Source organism: Janthinobacterium kumbetense, from assembly GCF_023703445.1.
GTDB lineage: Bacteria > Pseudomonadota > Gammaproteobacteria > Burkholderiales > Burkholderiaceae_D > Janthinobacterium > Janthinobacterium kumbetense.
In genome coordinates, this window is the sequence record NZ_JAMQGR010000001.1 from 276,518 (window position 1) to 295,455 (window position 18,938).

The window sequence follows — 18,938 nt, forward strand, 5'->3', positions numbered from 1 at the left end:
GAGAAGGAAAATGACAAGAGCATCCTATAGGCGCTATCTGTCCACCTTGATGCTGGTGCTGCTTTCCTGCGCATGCCTGGTCTGCGCCTTCGTGTACATTGTCGACCCCTATAATCTGTATGGCGCGGTCAGGCGCGAAAACTTTAACGCCGTCAAGCCTGGCCTGAGCCGCTACCAGAGCCAGATCAAGCACGCACACGCGCTGCGTCTGCAGCCAAGCTTCATCATCCTGGGTAACTCGCGCGCCGAGATGGGTTTCGATCCGCGTGCCGCCGCATTTGGCGCAATGCAGGGTGATGGCTATAACATGGGGATACCAGGCACTGCGATGGCCATGGCCATCAGCCAGTTCGCCCAACTGACCCAGGCCGGTATCAAGCCGGGGACGGTGATCGTGGGAATTGAGTTCATTGATTTCCTGAAGCCGGCTGTCGCACCTCCGGTGCGCACAGAGGCGTCATCAGGCCATGTTCCGGGATTCTGGCGTTTCGATGCCTTGTTTTCTCTGGCCTCGGTGAAAGACGCCGTGAAGACTCCGTTCATCCAACATGACAGGGCGGCATTCACTATCGCGCCGAGCGGCCTCAATCCCGCGCTCGACTATGGCGCCCATGCGGTCCGCGATGGGTATTACAAGGTATTCAAGCATCGGGCGCAGAAAAGTGCCGCCAGATTTGTGAAAATGTCGAAGGCCGATTTTGCTGACGGCGATTTTCAGGCGATGCATGATTTTTTGGTGGCGATGTCGGCCACGCAAGCCGATATCAAGCTGGTGATCTATCCGTATCACGCACAGATGCTTACCCTGTTCGAAGGGGCTGGCCTGTGGCCCCTGTTCGAGGAGTGGAAACAGCAGGTCGTGCTGGAAGTGGCCTCCGTCAAGAAACAATATCCATCGGCCCGCATCAGCGTGACCGATTTCAGCGGCTTTGGCCTTTACAACTGCGAGCCGATTCCTACCCAACAACAACGCCATGCCAGTACGCGCTGGTACTGGGAAGCAGGACACTTCAAGAGGGCACTGGGCGACATCGTCATGCAGCGTGTGATGACGCAAAAGGATGAGGCGCCGGTGGACGGCCAGTTCGGCATGCTCCTGACCGGTGCCACGCTGGCGGCGAATCGCGACAGGATCGCAGCCGAGCGCAGCGCCTGCGTGGCAGCGCAGCCGGAGATGTTCCTTTTCTCCCAAAAACTGTTCGCAAGACCTTTGGAGGATGCACCAACAGATAACTAATAGTCAGCAGTACGCAAGCAGATAGTCCACATATCAAGGCCGGGCCAGTTCGCCCAAGCCGGAGACAGATTGCACGCACACCGGAGGAGACATGAATTTCGCAGCATTTTATCAACGCTCGATCGACACGCCTGACGCTTTCTGGCGCGAGGAAGCGGACAAGATAGCCTGGCATACCCCGTTTTCGCAAGTGCTCGATTATTCCCGCCCGCCGTTCGCCAAATGGTTCGTTGGCGGCACCACCAATTTGTGCCACAACGCCGTTGACCGCTGGGTGGAAAGCCAGGGCGATGCCGCTGCGCTGATCGCCATTTCCACGGAAACGAATACGGAGCGCAGCTACAGCTTTCGCGAACTGCAGCGCGAAGTGGAGCGCTGCGCCGCCATCCTGCTGTCGCTGGGCGTGGTCAGGGGAGACCGCGTCCTGATCTACATGCCGATGATCGCCGAGGCGGCGTTCGCCATGCTCGCCTGCGCGCGCATCGGCGCCGTGCATTCTGTGGTGTTCGGCGGCTTTGCCGCCAACAGCCTGGCCAGCCGCATCGACGATGCGCAGCCAAAACTGGTGTTTTCCGCCGATGCCGGTTCGCGCAACGGCAAGGCGATTGCCTACAAGCCGCTGCTCGACGAAGCCATCCGCATCGCTGCACACAAGCCGCAGCGGGTATTGCTGGTCGACCGCCAGCTGGTGCCGATGGAACTGACGCCGGGCCGGGACGTCGATTACGCTGCCCTGCGCGAGCAGCACCTGGATGCGCAGGTGCCCGTCACCTGGCTCGAGTCGAACGAACCGTCGTACGTGCTGTACACCTCGGGCACGACGGGCAAGCCGAAGGGCGTGCAGCGCGACGTGGGCGGCTATGCGGTGGCGCTGGCGTCGTCGATGCAGTACACATTTTGCGGCAAGCCCGGCGAAACCTTCTTTGCCACCTCGGATATCGGCTGGGTGGTGGGCCATTCCTACATCGTGTATGGCCCGCTGATCGCCGGCATGGCCACCATCCTGTACGAGGGCTTGCCTATCTGTCCCGATGCGGGCATCTGGTGGAGCATCGTTGAAAAATACAAGGTCACGCGCATGTTCTCGGCGCCGACGGCCATCCGCGTGCTGCGCAAGCACCCGGTGGAACTGATGCGCAAATACGACCTGTCGTCATTGAAGGCGCTGTACCTGGCGGGCGAGCCGCTCGATGAAACCACGTCGCAATGGATCGCCGATGAACTGAAAGTGGACATCATCGACAATTACTGGCAGACGGAGACGGGCTGGCCGATCCTCTCGGTGGCCAAGGGTGTTGCCAACACGCCCACGCGCCTGGGCAGCCCCGGCCTGGCCATGTACGGTTACCAGGTCAAGCTGCTCAACGAGGCGACGGGCGAGGAGTGCGGCGCCAACGAGAAGGGCGTGCTGGTGCTGGAAGGCCCGCTGCCGCCCGGCTGCATGCAGACGGTGTACGGCGACGATGCGCGCTTCGTCGACACCTACTGGTCCACGTTCAGCGAACGGCAAGTGTATTCCACCTTTGACTGGGGCGTGCGCGATGCGGATGGCTATTACTTTATTCTGGGCCGCACCGACGACGTGATCAACGTGGCTGGCCACCGCCTGGGCACGCGCGAAATCGAGGAAAGCATCACCAGCCATCCGAACGTGTCGGAAGTGGCGGTGGTCGGCGTGGAAGACAAGCTCAAAGGCCAGGTGGCGATGGCTTTCGTGATCCTGAAGGACCCGCGGGGCTTCGACAGCGTCGAGGCGAAAACGCTGCTGGAGCGCGAAGTGATGGCCGTCGTCGACCGCCAGCTGGGCGCCGTGGCACGGCCGGCGCGCGTGCTGTTCGTGCCGCAACTGCCGAAAACGCGCTCGGGCAAGCTGCTGCGTCGCTCGATCCAGGCCATCTGCGAAGGCCGCAGCCCGGGCGACCTGACGTCGATGGACGATCCGGCATCGCTGGAGCAGATCCAGGCAGCGCTGGCGTAAGCGCCATGTTGCGAGCGAAGTTTATCAAACGATAAACTTCGCTTTCAAATCCGGTCGCTTTCCTTGCGCACGACCCTGCCCACGATCAGGCATTCATTGCCGCGGCACAGCTTGCGGTGGTATTTGCGCTGGTCCGGGTTGTCCGACGTCAGCCACCATTCGCCGATATCGCGCGCCATGCGCTTGACCACCGGTTCGCCTTCGTAATTGATGGCAAACACGATGCCATCGGCCGGCCGGTTGTCGGCCGTATTGATGATCACCACGTCGTCCTCATACAGGGCCGGCTCCATGCTCTCGCCCTTGACCTTGATTGCCACCAGTTTGTCCGGGTGGTAGCCATTGCGCTCGACCCAGCTGCGCGGCACGCTGATAGTGCTGCCGTCGTGCGTTTCCGGTTCGATGGCAAAGCCCGTGATGCCGGCCGACAGGCGTAGTTTCACCTTGCGGATCGGGTAAAAGCGTTCATCTTCGCCATCTTCCACGACCACCGGCTGCACGCCGGCCAGCGCGCGTGCCGTCAGCGCCGCCTGGTCGGGCGCCGCGCCCTGGTCGAAATACATGCCGTCCAGTTGCAGGTCCGCTTCCAGCTTGCGCGCGATCTTTTCGCTGAAGGCGCGCCCCTCGCGGTAGGTGGGCGAGAGGATTTGCGAGATGCGCGCCTCGCTCCAGCCGCTGACGTCGGAAATTTTCTTGCGCGTGTTGTCGTAGTGCTCGCGGATCAGGGCCAGCAGGCGGTCGCGTCTGTATTGATACATATTCATCTCCACATTAAACCTGAAATTTACCGTTTGATAAATTACCAAATGCTTGACTTTAACATTAGCGATTGATAAAGTCCACTCGTTGCCTGTCGCAAACGCACTACAGCGTTTGCCGGCGGGCAGCACCACGGGAGGTCAGGCAGATGTTGAACAGCAGTCAGTTGGTTGAAAGCAGGACGGCGCCACGGCAGGGGCGCCAGTTACAGGGGCGCAGCAAGAAGTCGCAGCTGCATATCGCCCGCATCGCGCAGTACATCCGCGAGCAGGGCCAGGCCAGCGCGGCGCAATTGTCCGCCTTGCTGGGACTCGATGCGGGCACCATGAGCCGCTATCTGCGCCACATGTGCGGCCTGGGACAGATCCACCTGGCGCAGCGCCATTGCACGGAACCGGGGCGCCAGCGGCCTGCCCTGTACGCGCTGGGGGAACAGGACGACGACGTCGATGGCTGGGCCGAACTGCCGCCGCAAGTGCGCCGCACGGCCAGCTGGGTACGCGGCGCGGCGCGCCGCGATCCGCTGGTGGCGGCCCTGTTTGGCCCGGCGGGTAACTGAAACAAGAATCAACGAGGAGAAATCATGGGATTTGCAGAAAAATTCATCGCATCGCTGTCGTCGCAGAATCTGCGCGACGATGCCGTCCACCACGACCTGGACGTGATCGCGGCCGCCGCGCTGGCCGGCGACATGGGCGCCTTGCTATGCCGCGTCAAATACGCGGACGGCACCGTCAGCCGCCTGTTTGAAGGCAATGCGGGCAACCTGGCCCAATTGCTGCGCGCCTGGACGGCGGCCGTGACGCAGAAGGGCCGCGCGCGGCGCTGGGTCAAGGCGCAGACGGCCTGGGATGCGCAGGCGGCCAACACCTTGTACCGCCGCGTGGCCGAAGCGTCGCTCGCGCATTGGCTCGACAGCAAATGCAAGGTCTGCCACGGCACTGGCGTCGTCGCTGCCATGCAGGCCGGTGCACCCGTTGTCTGCAAGGCGTGCCACGGCGCCGGCGAAGCGGCCATCAGCTGCTCCGGCGGCTTCGAGCTCGAACGCATCAAGGATATGGTCAGCGAACTGGAAGCCATCTTCCAGTCGCACGGCGCCCGCGCCATGCGCCGCCTCGGCCACTGACAAATTTTTTGCAATATGCCTGGCACTGAAAAAAACGCCCTTACAATAGAGTCTCGATCACGCAGCAACGGCAACACAGCTAACACCCGCAGTACACCACATGCTTCTCCACTCGTAATAGACGCGCTTTCGGCGCGACACCGATAGGGGAAATCAGCGCAGCGAACGGCCTTCATGGCCCCTTCGCCCACCTTCCGTCCGGCATGGCCCCGCGCCGTCCGGACGCCAGCCCGCCGCCTCACCGCGTGCGGGCTTTTTATTTTCCTGGTTATCGGCAGTTCCCCCCCCCCTCAAGACCGCAGATGCGGTCTTTTTTTCATCCCACGAAAGGTATTACTTATGGCATCGACAGCAAACGGCATCGACAGCTTGATCGTTATCAGCAAACAAAGCGCCGAAGGCAGCAAGGCTGCCGCCGGCGGCGGCCAGATTTATCCCCGCGTCACGGCCACTTTCGACACGGAAGCGGACAAGTACGCAAGCGCCGAAATCGACGCCAGCCAGCAGCAGGGCGATACCCGCCTGGGCAACTTCCGCACCACGGGCGCCATCAAGGCCGAAGCGGCGTGTGGCACGTATGCGCCGCTGATGGCTGCGCTGCTGCGCCGCGACTTCACGGCAGGCGGCGTGGCTGCCGCGCAAACCACGATCGCCGCCGCCGCCACCGGCCTGACGCGCAGCGCCGGCTCCTGGCTGGCGGAAGGTTTCCGTGCCGGCAGCGTGGTGCGCATCACCGGAATGACGGCGCCGGCAGCTGCCAACAACGCGAAGAATTTCTTCGTCACGTCGGTGACGGCCACCAACCTGAATGGCCAGTTCATGGACGGCTCGGCGATGATCGTCAAGGCGGCCGGCGACTCGGTCGGCGTGGCGGCGGTCGGCAAGCGCAGTTTCACCCCGTTGACGGGCCACACCACCGACTGGTTCACGGCCGAAGTGCAGGACCCGAAGATCGGCGTGCACCGCAGCTTTGTCGACCAGCTGGTGAGCAAGATGGATATCGCCGTGCAGCCGAACGGCATCACCAGCCTGGACTTCACCCTGATGGGCAAGGCGGAAGGCCCGACCACGGCCGTGCCGTACTTCCCCACGCCGCTGGCCGCGCCGGGCACCGGTAAATTCTCGGGCGCCACGGCGATGCTGTCCGTGAACGGCATCCCGTCGCAGATCTGCACCGGCATGTCCGTCTCGCTGGACGGCCAGGTCAAGGTCGACCCGGTGATCGGCTCGAAGTACGCCACGGCCGCCTCGCGCGGCAAGGTGATGGGTTCGGGCCAGTTCACGGTGCTGCTGCAGGACGCCACCTACCTCGACTACTTCAAGTCCGAGACGGAAATCCCGCTGGCCTACGCCATGGCGTCGGGCACGGCGCCGACCGCCGACGTGCTGGCGTTGGCCATGGGCCGCATCAAGATCACCTCGGCCAAGATCGACGACGGCGAGAAGAACAAGATCGTCACCTGCGCCTTCGACGTCCTGCGCTACAAGGGCGCCGACGCGCAGCACGAAGCGACCACCTTGAGCATCCAGGACAGCGCACTGTAAGCGGCTAGCGCCTGCACCGGGGCCGCCGTGATGGCGGCCCTTTTACTTTTACCCCAATCAAGAAAGAAAAATACATATGAACAACGCACAAATGATCGCCTCGGCTGGTTTTGATATCTCCCTGTTGAATGATGGCAACAAGGCTGTGGACCAGGTTCACCTGGTGTCGGTGTTGTTTGACGAAGACGGCGCGCACAAGGCGGGCTTTGACATCGTCAGCAAAAATTCTGACCAGTATCGTGCCGTGATTCGCGAAACGTCGGTGGTGGCGATCAAACGCTCGGTGCAAAAAAGCAAGCAGATCGATGCGAAGACCGACGAAGGCGCGGCGGAACTGTATGACCTGGCGGAAAACCGCAACATGAAGATCGCCATCGCGGTGGTGGTGGGCATGCCGGGTTTCGTCGACAAAGGCGTCCCGGTACAACCTTCCCCGGCTTTGCTGAAGGCGATTTTTGAAAAAATGCCGTCCTGGCAGGAAAAAGTGCTGGCTGCACTCGAGGCGGACGGCAATTTTTTGACGGTCTAGCCGCCGCCTTGCTGCTCTTTGCCGACGAACAGTTCGAGCGTTCGGCAAAGGCGGCCGATGGCAATGCGAAAGGCGAGCACCTGGATGCCGCGAAGCGCCATCCACTCTACCGGGAGCCGCAGGCTCCCGTTCGCGCGCAACTGCCGTTTGAACTGGCGCATGTGTGGCAGTTTTTCGTGCAGATGAGTCGCAAGCGGCAAAACGGCATGGCGGTCAATCCCTTGAGCAGCCTGGATATCCTGGCATGGCAACTGCGGCATCGTGTCCGTCTGACGGCATGGGAAGAGGAGCTGGTCGATCAGCTCGACGCTGCCTATATCTCCCATCAAAACAGTTCGCTTTAGCCCTGGTTTTGCCCTGATTTTTACAGCAGAGGTGACACGGAAAACACAACAGCCGTCGCGAAGGTGGCCTCGATTGCATGGTCACCTTTGCGGTGGCTTTTTTTATGGGTAAATTATGACCGTTGAAATTGAAACATTACAGATACGCATCGATACGCTCAATGTGCGTATCGCGGCAGATGACCTGGAACGCATGCGCGAGGCCAGCGAGCGGGCTGCCAAGTCGACTTTCAAACTCGAAGATGTCACGAAAAAATACACGGAGATACTCTCCAACCTGGGTATTTCCAACAATATCGGCCAGATCGTCAAACTGTCTGATGAATATACGAAACTGACAGCGCAACTGCGCATGTCGACCAGCACCACACAGGAATATGGCGAGGCGTACGACAATGTCAAGCGCATTGCCGCCTCGGGGCAGACGGACCTTGCCGCCACGGCAGGGTTGTATGCCCAAATGAACGATGCGACCAAGAAACTGGGTATCAGCCAGGCCGAAGTGGCCGGCATCACCGAGGCGCTCAATCTTGGCGTCAAGATCAGCGGCGCCTCGGCGGCCGATTCCGCCACCGCCTTCAAGGGGCTGTCCAACGCCTTCGCCGATGGCGCCCTGAGCAGCCAGCAATTTAACGATATCAGCCAGGCCGCCCCCGAAGTCATGGCGGCCATGGCCGCCGGCCTGGGCGTGTCGAAAGAAGCGCTCGCCGGGCTTGCCGGCGCAGGATTGATCACTGCCGACGTGATGGCCGTCGCACTGCCGAACGCGCTGGGCGAGTTGCGCAAGGAAGCTGTGCAGTTCGAAACCATCGGTGGCAGCTTTACAGTCCTGAGCAATAACGTGATGGAGTTCACGGCGAGACAGGCGGAGTCGACCGGCGCCGTGCGCCTGATGACAAGCGGCCTCGAATTTCTGTCGAATAACCTGACCCTGGTCGTTGGCGTGCTCGAAACGCTGACCACCGCGAAATTTGGCTCCTGGGCTGCCGGCGTCGTCGTGGCTACGTATAGCAAGGTCACGGCCAACCGGGCCTTGCTGGCATCCACCCTGGCGGCGGCGAATGCCGACGTGACGGCGACCGCCACCACCTCCGCACTGGCGACCGCACGTGTTGCTGAATTACAAGCGACGATACGCGCCAGCCAGGCCGACGTGGCGCTGGCGCTGACCACCAATGGTCTGATCCCAGCCCAGGCTCGTGCCACAGTTGCCGCCGAAGCCCATGCCGCTGCATTGGTGGCGCAAACGACCGCAACGCGCGCCGCATCGGTGGCTGCAGGAGTGCTGAAGGGCGCCTTGGCATTCATGGGCGGTTATATCGGTTTGCTGGTGACTGTCGTAGGGTTAGGTGTTACTGCCTGGAATATGTGGGGGAGTTCGTCGAAGGACAACGCGGAGAAAGCCGTAGAACCCATGCGCAAGAGCACCAAGGAAATCGTTGCTGAACTCGACAAGCAGATGGTCCAGCTCGCAAAGCGCAATGAGCTGGCAAAGCTGGGCGTGTCGGAGAAAGGACTGAATACCCCGGCTGGCGAACGCATGCTGGAGATTTCGACGGAAATGGATGCCGTGCGCAATCGCACGGGAAAATACCAGTCCCTGGACAAGGCCGGGGTGGACAGCAACCTGGCAAGGCTGCAGGGAGAGCTGGATATGGTGCACGGCAAGCTCAAGCAGCTTGAGCAGCAAGAAGCGCCCGGCAAACCGAAGAACGGGCCCGCTACAGGCATGCCGGCGCTTCCCGCTCCGCCCACGCCTTTCGAATCCATGGTGAAAGAGATGCACGGCAAGGCCCGCGACCTGAAGCGCGAAGCTGCCGGTTATGCCGAGATGAACGAGGCGCAAAAGTTCGATTTTCAGTTGAAGGAACTCCGCGAGAGTCAGACGAAAAAACTGACTGCGTCGGAGCTGGCGGGATTCGAGGTTGCGCGTAAGGTGCTTCAGGCCCGCGTCGATGAGATCGAGGTGGGCAAGCAAGCCAAGGCTGTGACCGAGCAGGCGCTGGCAGACGCGAAAGCGCTGTCCGATACACGGACACAGGCCGTCGCCGATGCCGTCAAGGAAGCCGAGGCTGGCGAAAAGCTGGTGGCGGTGTATGGCATGAGCAAGACCGCCATCGCGCAAAACGAAATGGCGCTGCTGAAGGAACAGCGCGCCGCGCTGGCGGTGGGCAAGGAAAATGCGGCGCAGGTCGAGTATTTGAATGCCTTGATCGATGCCAAGCAGCGCAGCATGACGGCGACTGAAGAATTGGCCGCCAAGGAGGCGTCTGCCGCGGCGGCCAAGAAGGCTTCCGATGACTGGGCCGCCAGCGCCAAGGATATCGAAAAGTCACTGACTGACGCGTTCATGAACGGCTTTGAAGGCGGCAAGAACCTGGCGACCATGTTCAGGGACAAGTTGAAGAGCATGTTCAACAACCTCGTGCTGCAACCGATCATGTCGCCGATCGCTGCCGGCTTTGCCTCGTTCCTGAATCCGGGCGCGGCGCAGGCGCAGGGCAGTTTGGCCAACGGTGGCGGCATCCAGTCGCTCCTGAGTTCGGCGAAGGGCATCTACGATTCGCTGTCCAGCGGACTTTCCGGTATTGGGAACTCGGTGGCCGATGGCGTGCAGCGCGGTATCAACATGCTGCAAGGTAATTCTTATTCTCCGTTTGTCAGTGCCAATGGGTCTCTCGCCACCGGTGTGGGCGCGGCGGCAAGCGTCGCCGCCGGCGTCATGGGCGGCGTGTATGGCGGCAAGATGATTTCGGGCGAATATGGCCGCAATGGTGTGGTCAATGCCGGTACGGCCGTTGGCGCAGCACTGGGAACCGTCGTCTTTCCCTTGGTGGGTACGGCGATGGGCGCGCTGGTGGGTGGCCTGCTGGGCGGCGCGGCGAACCGCCTGTTCGGCATGGGCGAGAAAAAGGTCAGCAGTGCCGGTATTTCGGGCAACCTCGGTGCCGATGGCTTTACGGGTGAGAGTTATTCGAACTGGACCCAGAAAGGCGGCCTTTTCCGCAAGAATAAGAAAGGTACGGACCGCTCTGAAGTCGATGCCGAGCTGGCGGCATCGCTAGGCGATACGTATGCGCAGATGAAGGCGGTGACGGGCGCCTTCGCCAGCACCTTGGGCGTCAACACGGATAGCCTGGCCACGCGCACGCAGTCGCTCAATATCGTCATGACCAAGGACGACGCGGCGAACCAGAAAGCGATTGCCGATTTCTTTACGGGCGTCGGTGATGCCATGGCAAAGGAACTGGTGCCATCGCTGTCGCAACTGAGCATGAAGGGCGAGTCGGCGAGCGCTGCGCTGCAGCGCCTGGCAGGCCACTACGCTGTCGTTGATGGCGTGCTGGCTACCCTGGGCAGCACCTCGCAGCAGGCATTCGGCGCCGTTGGCGTGGCCTCCCTGGCGGCACGTGAACAGTTGGTCAAGGCTGCCGGTGGCGTTGAAGCACTGGGCAATCGGTCTGCATTCTTTGCCGAAAACTACCTGACCGAAGCCGAGCGCCTGGCGCCCGTGCAAAAACACGTGACGGAACAGATGGCGGCCCTTGGCTATGCGAGCGTGACCACGCGCGCGCAGTTCAAGGATACGGTATTGCAACTGGTCAATTCCGGCGCATTGGCCACCAAGACGGGGGCCGACCAGTATGCGGGCCTGATGGCATTGGCCGATGCGTTTGCGAAGACGCATGCGGCGACGGAAGACTTGACCAAATCGGAGCAGGGCATTGCCGACGAGCGCAAGGGCATCCAGGAAAAGCTCGACCAGATGACGATGACTTCGGCGCAATTGCGTGCCAAGGAGCGTACTGCGGTCGATGCCAGCAACCTGGCCTTGTATGACCAGTTGCAGGCGCGGCAGGACATTGCCAGTGCCTATGAAACGGAGTCTTCGGCCCTCAAGTCCACCATCGATCGCCTGAAATCGTTTGGCGACGGCATCCGCTCGTTCAAGGATTCTCTGTTGTTGGGCAGCCTGTCGACCCTGACGCCGATGCAGAAGATGGCCGAGGCGCAGCGTCAGTATGAAGAGACGCTGGCGAAGGCGAAGACGGGCGATGCTACGGCACAGTCGGCGTTGACCGGTACGGCCACCGCGTATTTGACGGCGAGCCAGGTCGTGAACGCTGCAAGCGCGAGCTATGCGGCCGATGCGGCCAGGGTCCAGGCCGAGCTGGCTGCGCTGGCGGCTATCACGGGCACGCAGTTGAATGATGCGCAAAAGCAGCTGACGGCACTCGATACGCAGGTGGGGCAGTTGATTAACCTGAACAAGACGGCGGTCGGTATCGAGCAAGCGGTCGCTGCGCTGGGTGCGGCGTTGCGGGCAGGCGGGCAGACCGATATCACGGGCGGCCTGCGGTTTTCGCCTGCAGCCGGCATGTCTGTCGCCGCCTCTTTCGGAGAAGCCGCGGTGGAAGCGCCGGCCGTCTTCGACCCCGTGCGCTACTCGTCGGCCGCGAACGTCGGTTCCGATGTTCTCGTCGCCGAAATCCGCGGCCTGCGCGAAGACAACCAGGCCATGCGAGCCGAATTGGAAGGCTTGCGCGCCGACCAGCGGGCGCAGACGGGCGCCACCATCCAGGCCACCTTTGAGTCGAACGCCAACGCCGCCAGGACGGTGGTCGATGGCGTGGACAAATCGTCCCGGGCATCCGCCTGGGCCAATGCAGTGAAAGGAGAATACGCATGACCGATGCGCAATTTCAGGAATGGCTGCAAAGCTCGTCGGCCATCCGCATGGTGCTGATCGAGGCGCAGGTGAATGTGGACGGCAGCGAGGTGACGCGGTATATCTCCTCCCGGCCCTACGTCACCGGGCCGGTTGAGGTGCCGGCGAATACCGCGTACCAGCCGCTGGCCAAGGGCGGCCTGGCCTTCACGGAACAGGTCAGCCTGTCCGGCGAGGCGGGGCTGTCGGGCGGCGATATCGAACTCGATAACGCCGACGGGACTCTTGATGGCTGGCTGGATGACGTCTGGATGAACCGGCCGATCAAGGCCTGGGCCGGCGATGCATCGTGGCCGCGCGCCGACTTCCGGCTGGTCTTCGACGGTATCATCGCCGACGTGGCCAGTGCGGGGCGCGAGTCGGTCAACCTGGTACTGCGCGACAAGCTGCAGCGCCTGAATACGCCGATCTCCGAAGCCAAGCTGGGGGGGGCGACGCCGAACAAGGACAGCATCCTGCCGATACCGTTTGGCGAGTGCCACAACGTGGCGCCCTTGCTGACCAATCCGGCCACCCTGGAGTACGGTTTTCTCGGCGCGGTCGAATCGACGTTCGAGGTGCGCACCAACGGCAAGCCGATCGCCGTGGCCTTGAATGACCAGGCGGGCCGCTTCAACCTGACCACCGATCCGTTTTCCACGACGATCACAGCCAGCGTGCAGGGTGACAAGGGTGGCGGCTACGCGCCGCGCATCGCCCCGCTGGTGCAGCGCATCGCCACCGCCTATGGCAAGGCGGCCGACCGTTTTACCCTGGCCGACCTGGACCTGGACAACCTGGCCGCCTTCGACGCGGCCCACCCGCAACCGGTGGGACTGTATGTTGCGGACCGTACGAACCAGGCGCAGGCCATCCAGCAACTGGCGGCCAGCGTGGGCGCCCAGGCGATTATGTCGCGCACCGGGCAGCTGCGCCTGGTGCAGATCGCGCTGCCGGCCGCCGGCGTGCCGATGGAAATCGGTCCGGAACAGATGCGCGAGCGCTCACTGCGTCCCGCGCAGCGTGTGCCCGTGACGGCGGCCGTGAAGATCGGCTTCGACCGCAACTACACGCTGCAGGCAGCCCTGACGACCAGCATTCCGCCCGCGCATGCGGATTTGTACGCCACGGAATGGCTGACGGAGACGGTGGTTGACGAGGCGGTGCGCGCACGCTATCGCCTGAGCGACGACCCGGTGCAGATCGATACGTGCCTCAAGACTCGGGCCGACGCCCGCGCGGAAGCGCAGCGGCGCCTGGCCTTGAACAAGGTGCCGCGCACCATTTATGAATTCGATGGAGAACCCGAGATGATGATGCTGGAACTGGGACAGCCCGTGCGGCTGCGCGCTGAACGCTTCGGCTTGCAGGGTGGCGTACCGGGCGTGGTGGTGCTGTTGTCGCGCTTCTGGCTGACGGGCAGAGTGACGGTGGGGGTGCTGGCATGAGCGCCATAGTGGGAGAGCGCGATACGCTGCTGCAGGCAACGGCAGAGCGTTTCAGTACCGTTGCCGATGGCAAGGCGATCCTGATGGCCGCCAGCACGCCCGTGTTTCGCGTCAATAGCGCGGGCGAGGGTGCGCCCGCATCGATCGCCATTACCGCCAAGCCCGTGAACGTGACGGGCGATATCGTGTTTTCGGTATCGTCCGGCACGGCGTTGCGGGTCAACGGCAACGTGGCCACGGTTGATTTTTCCAGTATGACTACCGATACGGCCCTGGTGCAGGCACGTATCCGTGAATTCGGCGTCGATTACCTCGCCAATTACATGGTCAGCAAGGTCTTCGATGGCGCCGCCGGCGAGACAGGCTTGTCCGGTTTGAACACGGGCCAGGCCTTCGCCTACAAGCGTGCCGCCGCTGCGCCAGCCGATACGCCGGGCGACGTGATCTTTACCTTTGCCACGGCGGCCATCACGACGCCGGCCGGCAACGACCTGGCCAATGGCTGGTCGAAGAATATCCCGCCCGGCACGGCGCCGCTGTACGTGCGCGTGGCAGCCGCCAGTTCGCGCAATACGACGGACAAGATCGCCGCCAATGAGTGGGCGGCGGCGGTGCAACTGGCCAAGGATGGCGTCGACGGTTTGAACGTGATTTCCGTGCCCATCTATCAGCGTGGCGCGACCAATATTGCGCCGCCGCTGCCCACGGCCGTCTGCACGTTTACGTTTGCCACGGGCAAATTGGCGGGACTGAACAATGGCTGGTCGACCCAGGTGCCGTCGGCGGGCGGCGCCTATCTGTTCATGTCCGGCGCCACGGCCGTTTCAAGCGCGGCGACCGATGACATCGCCCCAGGCGAATGGGCCGCTGCTGCGCGCCTGGCCGCCGATGGCGCCCCCGGCCAGCGCGGCACTGTGACGGTGACGGCACCTGGCTATTCCATCTGGTCGGATGCGTCGGCCGTGTACGAGCTGGGACGTGCAGGCTATGGCGCACCGATCAACCGCGACGTGGTCACCTTGTACGACGCGACGCATGCGGTGACGAAGTTCTACGTTGATGGCGCCTGGATGGTGTTGGGCACGGTGTTGAACGGCAGCTTGCTGGTCGATGGGACTGTGGCGGCGAAGGCAATTGTGGGCGACACGCTTGGCGCCATCAGGGCGAATCTGGGGAGCGTGGTTGCTGGCGACTTGTACGGCACGACGCTGCATGGAGGCAACGGGTATCCGACCAATATCTACGACTGGCCAAGCAATGGAGGCACGGGTTTTCATTTGAGCGAGAAGGGGCTTTTGATTGGAAACCTGCATACCGGTCTTTATGTCCAGCTCGCCAGCAATGGATATGTGGAAATGCCGGGTCTGGTCGTCAATAAAGGAAAAGCCGAGTTTTCAGGCGAACTTAAGTCGGTGAAGGGAACCTTTTCCGGTGACCTCTCGTCGGCGCGCGTATCAGTCGGCACAACAGACAAAGCAACCGCGTTTTTCGAGCCGGAGTTTCCATCTGTCTCGCTGCAGTCGTCCGCATCCGGGGTATACATCGAGGCTTCGTCGCTCAATTCCGCGGCTGTATTTAGCACGCCGGAAGTACTGTTCAAGCACAACGCGCCAGGGTGGCCTGCCGCGCGCCGTATTCGCTCCGGTCCGGTGTTTTTCTCGATCATTTGTACAGCGGTGGTCGACGATCAGCTGAGCATCTGGTACCGCGTCAATGACGGGGAGTGGATGTGGATGAGTGGTGTTGAGGAACGGCAGGGAGGCGATGCTCCTGCTGCGACTGGCTACGGGCTTACGTTGAATATTGGAGTCGGTGGCACGGTCCAGTTCGGCGTTTCCGCTACCAATGCATCGCTCAGAGCTGCGGACATGAGGAAGCTTTATCTTAAACAATGTCAGGCGACTGTGATCGCAAGGAACTTTTAATGGAAACCATCATCGTTAACAGTGACGGCACTCACACGAACGAGCGCACAGGAAACACGATACCGCCCCAACCCAGCGAGCATCACGAATACGATGCGGTGGCAGACATGTGGATAGATGCAAGAACGCTCGATGGCGTCAAAGTGCGCACTTGGGAGCGCATCAAGGCGGCACGCAGCTTGGCTGAAACCGCAGATTTCATGTGCGGTGGCGTCTTGTACCAAGCGGACAAGGACCGTATCGTGGGGGCCGCGCAACTGGCTCTGATGGCGCAGGCTGCCGGCCAGCCATACAGCATCGACTGGACCCTGTCGGATAACACCCATTTGACGCTCGATGCTGCCGGCATGATCGGCGTCGGCGCCGCGCTGGGGGCACACGTTGCCGAGGCGTTCGCTATCGCCCTTCACTTGCGGGGGCAGATCGCCGCCGCCACCTCGTTTGACGCGCTTGACGCCATCGTTTGGCCAGCGCAGGGGGATGCATGAGCAACTTGCGCATTATCTATGACAACGCCGCCGACCGTGCAGTGTTGACGGCATCGAGCCAGGCCGGCACCTTGGGGCCGGCCAATCTGCAGCGCGAGGGAAAGTCTCTGGTAGTGCGCTCAACCGGCGCTGCGCTGACTATCACGGCAACGTGGCCGTCACCGGAAATTGTCGGCGGCGTGGCCCTGCCGTTTTGCAACCTGACTCCAGGGGCGACCATCCGCGCACGCGGCTACATCGAGCCTGGCCACACTGCGCCTGCATTCGATACGGGCCTCATGCCAGCGTGCGAGTATGCGCGGCTGGGCATGTGGGACTGGGGCGCATTGCCGCTGGGCTTGAATGCCTACAGTTACGGCGGCGGTACGTACGCCCGCTGCTGGTTCCAGATGCGCAGCATCAGGAAGCTGGTAATCGACCTGGCCGACCCCGACAATCCTGCTGGCTACATCGAGGCCGCGCGCCTGGTAGCTGGCCCTTACTGGAGCCCCGAGCAGAACGCGTCGTATGGCGCCGGTATCACGCCGGTCGATACCAGCAGCCAGTACCGCAACGGCGCAGGCGAACAGAAGGTGGAGCGGGGCGTGATGTACCGCAAGCTGTCGCTGGCGCTTGATCACATGACGCCGCTGGACCGGGCCGAGCTGTGGCGCATCGTGCGCGGCAACGGCCTGTCGCGCCCGCTTTTCATCAGCCTGTATCCGGATAGCGACGACGTCGAGCTGGAGCAGGCGCACCAGGTGTATGGGCGTTTGGCCAATCTGGCCGCCATCACCACGCCATCTTTCCAGGCATATGCCACCAACATCGAAATCGAGGAACTGTAATGGGTGATTTTTTTTACTATGGTCAGAAGGATACGATCCAGCGCTTGAATGAGCTGGCGGGGCGGGGCGCCGTGGTGGCGTCGTACGCGCCCGCCGTGGGGCGGTCGCCGCTTGGCGGGCCGAATGGCTATATTGATGCCGCGTGGATTGATACTGCAACGCCAATTAAGTCACAATTTCCTATTAGTGTTGGTGCAGGAATGGCTAACAAGTATGGATACAACTACCTGCAAGGTGGCCAAGGTCAGCGCCTGTATAAAATCGCAACCTTGGAGCCTACGGTTTCCAGCACGTACTCATCGCTGCGTATTGATGCAATGGTAGGGGGGTGGGGCGCTTATGATTTGACAGCCATGACTATCATCATTGGCAGTCGTGTCGCTACGGCAGCTGAAGGTGTGAACGTCGAATGGTCGTCCAGCCGCTTCATCCCGGTTAATGTACGATTCTTGGCGTACTTGGAATCAGATGGCAAAGTCTCGGTGTACCTGTTCTTTTTGGCAGGTGGTTTTGCTCAGGCATCTTTCCAATTGATGGGAATGCAGATCACTACCTATACTAGTCCAGTTGCGGTGGACACAGTGACTGGCACGCCAGTATGGGATAGTTCCGCAAGCCCATCGGAGCCTTTGTATCGCTCCCCTCGTTCGCGTGGTATGGGTAACGCCCCAACCACTCTGCAAGGTACGAGCTTTGACAGCATTGTCGAAGTGCGTGCGCAAGACGGAAACACGTCTTCAGTGTCGTACCTTGCAGGCGCGCCAAAAGCGCACTCAATGGCAGCTAAACAAGAGGCAGAAGCCCTTCGTATTGGTGTATCCGCCAATACGGGTATCTCATACGCCGGCTTCTTCAATGCTGTGGTATCCGTAGGTGAAAATGCCAGCCCATTCGCATTGGGATACAAACTGGCGCTTAAGGCTCGTGATGTGGGTTCGGGGAACTTCACCCCAACACTGTTTTCCATTACTGGCAATGGCACGGTTTATGTTCCTTTGCTCAAGGCAGGAAGTAGCGACCCTTCTCTACTGCGACATAGCATCTGCCGTGGGACAGGGCAAGGAGCAGAGATTATATATTTTGGCGTTGATAACGCCCCCGCGCCAAGTGTAGCTATTTTAGCCTCTGAAGGGGTAGGAAGTTGGTCGGCACCGGTAGCGGTACTATATATAGGCAAGAACTCCACTACCGGTCGTAGCGTATCAGCCGGAGGTACAGTCAATACGTCAGGCAATGATTATGCCGAATACATTTTCAAAAGCCCGGCCTGCGGTGTCGTCTCCCCCGGCCAAATAGTCGGCATCACCGCCGACAATAAAGTCACGGACCAGTGGGCCGATGCTGTCATGTTCTCGATCAAATCGACGGCGCCCTCGTTTGTCGGTGGTGATTCCTGGGCGAATGACATAGGGCAGCGACCATCTCCTCAGGCTGGGCCGGCGCCGACTCAACCCCTGCGTCGTGAGGACGTCGTCACGCAGCACCCGGTTCCCGGCACCAACCCACCGGAATATGAGGACGTGGTAACCGAACCAGGCGACACCGACGACGAGTGGGCCCAAAAGCAGGCCACCTACACCGCCGCACTGGCCGCCTACAACATCGCCGTGCAGCAGGACGCCGAGGCCATGGCAGCCTTCGACGCGGCGCTGGAAGTCGAGCGTCAGAAGGTCGACCGCATCGCCATCGCCGGCCGCGTGCCGGTGAACGTGTTGGGCACGCTGCCGGGCGACTACATCGTGCCGGTGCAGGACGGCGCCGGCATCAAGGGCATCGCCGTGCACGAGGACGATCTCAGCATGAAGCAGTACCTGCACGCCGTCGGCCGCGTGATCTCGATCGAGCCGGACGGCCGGGCTTATGTGATGGTCAAGGCCGTGTGACAAGGCAGTAATCCTTCTCAAACCCGCTTCGGCGGTTTTTTTTCATTTCGTCCACCAGTACCGGGATAGTCGAGGCGATGCTGTCGAAGCGGCGCTGGGAATTTGCCGACACCGAGCCTATCGGCGTTGCCACTGGGTTTA

The 18,938-nt window shown here is 61.6% G+C and carries 14 protein-coding genes; 13 read left to right on the plus strand and 1 reads right to left on the minus strand.

The features are described from left to right. Positions 1-10 precede the first annotated feature (10 nt). Both NCG91_RS01225 and NCG91_RS01230 read left to right on the plus strand, forming a co-directional pair. A complete protein-coding gene (locus tag NCG91_RS01225) occupies positions 11-1,237 on the plus strand; it encodes a hypothetical protein (RefSeq protein WP_251348235.1) in 1,227 nt (408 codons plus the stop codon). Positions 1,238-1,328: 91 nt separating this feature from the next. Beyond that, complete coding sequence (locus NCG91_RS01230) at positions 1,329-3,215, plus strand: propionate--CoA ligase (protein WP_251348236.1); 1,887 nt, start codon at positions 1,329-1,331, stop codon at positions 3,213-3,215. Positions 3,216-3,259: 44 nt separating this feature from the next. Here the strand turns inward: NCG91_RS01230 and NCG91_RS01235 are convergent, their stop codons facing one another. Continuing rightward, the gene (locus NCG91_RS01235; RefSeq protein WP_251348237.1) at positions 3,260-3,973 is read right to left on the minus strand and encodes a S24 family peptidase; all 714 of its coding nucleotides are present in this window, start codon (positions 3,971-3,973) and stop codon (positions 3,260-3,262) included. 149 nt (positions 3,974-4,122) lie between these two features. On the opposite strand from NCG91_RS01235, the gene NCG91_RS01240 reads away from it, so the two are divergent. From NCG91_RS01240 to NCG91_RS01290, 11 genes are all read left to right on the plus strand, one after another. Next, a complete protein-coding gene (locus NCG91_RS01240) occupies positions 4,123-4,533 on the plus strand; it encodes a hypothetical protein (protein ID WP_099667432.1) in 411 nt (136 codons plus the stop codon). Positions 4,534-4,557: 24 nt separating this feature from the next. Next, positions 4,558-5,100 carry a DnaJ-like cysteine-rich domain-containing protein gene (locus NCG91_RS01245; RefSeq protein WP_251348238.1) on the plus strand — a complete coding sequence of 181 codons (543 nt, stop codon included), beginning with the start codon at positions 4,558-4,560 and terminating at the stop codon, positions 5,098-5,100. Positions 5,101-5,439: 339 nt separating this feature from the next. Then, on the plus strand, positions 5,440-6,645 hold the full coding sequence (locus NCG91_RS01250; RefSeq protein WP_099667434.1) for a phage tail tube protein: 1,206 nt from the start codon (positions 5,440-5,442) through the stop codon (positions 6,643-6,645). Between the two features lie 76 nt (positions 6,646-6,721). Continuing rightward, complete coding sequence (locus tag NCG91_RS01255) at positions 6,722-7,174, plus strand: hypothetical protein (protein WP_099667435.1); 453 nt, start codon at positions 6,722-6,724, stop codon at positions 7,172-7,174. An 8-nt stretch (positions 7,175-7,182) separates the two neighbouring features. Continuing rightward, positions 7,183-7,518: a phage tail assembly chaperone gene (locus NCG91_RS01260; RefSeq protein WP_099667436.1), complete on the plus strand. Its 336-nt coding sequence runs from the start codon at positions 7,183-7,185 to the stop codon at positions 7,516-7,518. A gap of 115 nt (positions 7,519-7,633) precedes the next feature. Then, entirely contained in the window at positions 7,634-12,208 is a 4,575-nt protein-coding gene (locus tag NCG91_RS01265; RefSeq protein WP_251348239.1) for a tape measure protein, read from the plus strand. Continuing rightward, a complete protein-coding gene (locus NCG91_RS01270; protein ID WP_251348240.1) occupies positions 12,205-13,674 on the plus strand; it encodes a hypothetical protein in 1,470 nt (489 codons plus the stop codon). The genes NCG91_RS01265 and NCG91_RS01270 overlap by 4 nt, the downstream gene beginning before the upstream one ends. Then, a complete protein-coding gene (locus NCG91_RS01275) occupies positions 13,671-15,599 on the plus strand; it encodes a hypothetical protein (protein WP_251348241.1) in 1,929 nt (642 codons plus the stop codon). Before NCG91_RS01270 ends, NCG91_RS01275 begins: the two co-directional genes overlap by 4 nt. Next, positions 15,599-16,087 carry a DUF4376 domain-containing protein gene (locus NCG91_RS01280; RefSeq protein WP_251348242.1) on the plus strand — a complete coding sequence of 163 codons (489 nt, stop codon included), beginning with the start codon at positions 15,599-15,601 and terminating at the stop codon, positions 16,085-16,087. Before NCG91_RS01275 ends, NCG91_RS01280 begins: the two co-directional genes overlap by 1 nt. Beyond that, the gene (locus tag NCG91_RS01285) at positions 16,084-16,914 is read left to right on the plus strand and encodes a hypothetical protein (protein WP_251348243.1); all 831 of its coding nucleotides are present in this window, start codon (positions 16,084-16,086) and stop codon (positions 16,912-16,914) included. The genes NCG91_RS01280 and NCG91_RS01285 overlap by 4 nt, the downstream gene beginning before the upstream one ends. Then, positions 16,914-18,797, plus strand: a complete 1,884-nt coding sequence (locus NCG91_RS01290; RefSeq protein ID WP_251348244.1) for a hypothetical protein — start codon at positions 16,914-16,916, stop codon at positions 18,795-18,797. The genes NCG91_RS01285 and NCG91_RS01290 overlap by 1 nt, the downstream gene beginning before the upstream one ends. The last annotated feature ends 141 nt before the right edge of the window (positions 18,798-18,938 follow it).